This window comes from Streptococcus cristatus (assembly GCF_003943815.1).
GTDB lineage: Bacteria > Bacillota > Bacilli > Lactobacillales > Streptococcaceae > Streptococcus > Streptococcus cristatus_F.
The window spans coordinates 1-1329 of record NZ_RJNA01000041.1 but is presented as its reverse complement, the minus strand read 5'-3'; the positions used below and the strand labels follow the sequence as shown (position 1 = coordinate 1329).

General features: G+C 40.0%; 1 pseudogene. It reads left to right on the top strand.

Annotated features, from left to right (window positions below):
• The first annotated feature begins 64 nt into the window (after positions 1 to 64).
• Positions 65 to 1267: pseudogene (locus D8872_RS10600) on the top strand (IS110 family RNA-guided transposase).
• Positions 1268 to 1329: the final 62 nt, after the last annotated feature.

Genomic DNA, 1329 nt, shown 5'->3' with positions numbered 1-1329 from the left:
ACGTCGCGTATTGAAAATAAAATCACTAAAACATGGAATTATTCAAGACAAAAGAGGTAATGTCATGCGTGTAGTATTTGGAATTGATGGCAGTAAAACAAGTTCTGAGGTGGCCATTTTAGTCAACGGTGAGAAGGTTCATGGCTACACCATACTCAATGATGCCATTGGATTCAATCGCCTGTTGGGCGACTTGAAAACTGTTCATAACCCTGAGATTATATTTGAGGCTACAGGCGTCTATTCTCGACGTCTTCAAGCCTTTCTTGAGGAATATAGTTACGCTTACACACGGCTAAATCCACTGGAAGCTAAGAAGCAATTGGACAGTCTGCGAGTTCGTAAAACAGATAAAATTGACGCTGAAAAGCTGGCTAAATCTTAGCTTGTGCACAATCGTAAACCAACTTACGTGCAGGAAGAAGTTTATCAACACCTGCGTGATTTAAGCCGGTTCTATCAAAATATGACAGAAGATCTTGTTCGAACTAAAAACCGTCTACACAAGGTCCTACAAGTCACATTTCCTGAATTGGAAAATCTATTATCCACACCTACTGAAGAGCAATATTGGAACTTAGTGATGGCTTTTCCGTGCAAAGAGTTTGTATTAAGCCTATCTCAAAGTAACTTGTGTGAGATTATCCGTCAATCTACCTCCAAACGCATCTCTGAAAAGCGTATTGCTTACCTGACTGATAAACTTATAAAACTCGCTAAACAATCTTTTTGTGCGGTCAAGAAAACCTCTCCAATGCTTGAAGAGGTTCGTTACTATGCTCAAGAATTGCTTCGTCTTTCTGAACGCAGACAAGTTGTCTTAAACGACAGGGTAGCTCTAGCTCAGCCTTTACCAGAGTATGACATCTTACGGTCAATTCCTGGCATCGCAGAAACCACAGCGACATCTATCATTGGCGAATTGGGAGATATTCGTCGCTTTCAGTCTACCAATCAAATCAACGCTTTTATTGGCATTGACCTGAGACACTATGAATCTGGGAACTTTCTCGCCAAGGAACACATCACTAAACAAGGTAATCCCTATGCCAAAAAAATCTTATTCAAGTGCATTCACAACATAGCTTCAGCTAGTCATACCAATCCCTGCCATATCGCTGACTTTTATGAGAAACGAAAAAGACAATCGACAATAGCTTCAACTAAGCCACATACGATTGCCTCTATACATCGTCTCATTCGAACAATGTATTACCTCATAACGCATAACAAACTTTACGATTACTCTTTGACCCAAAATCGATAAGGCTGTCTATGCCGTATTATTGTAACCCCTTGTTTCAAAAAATACCAGATGAGGTGTTTTTT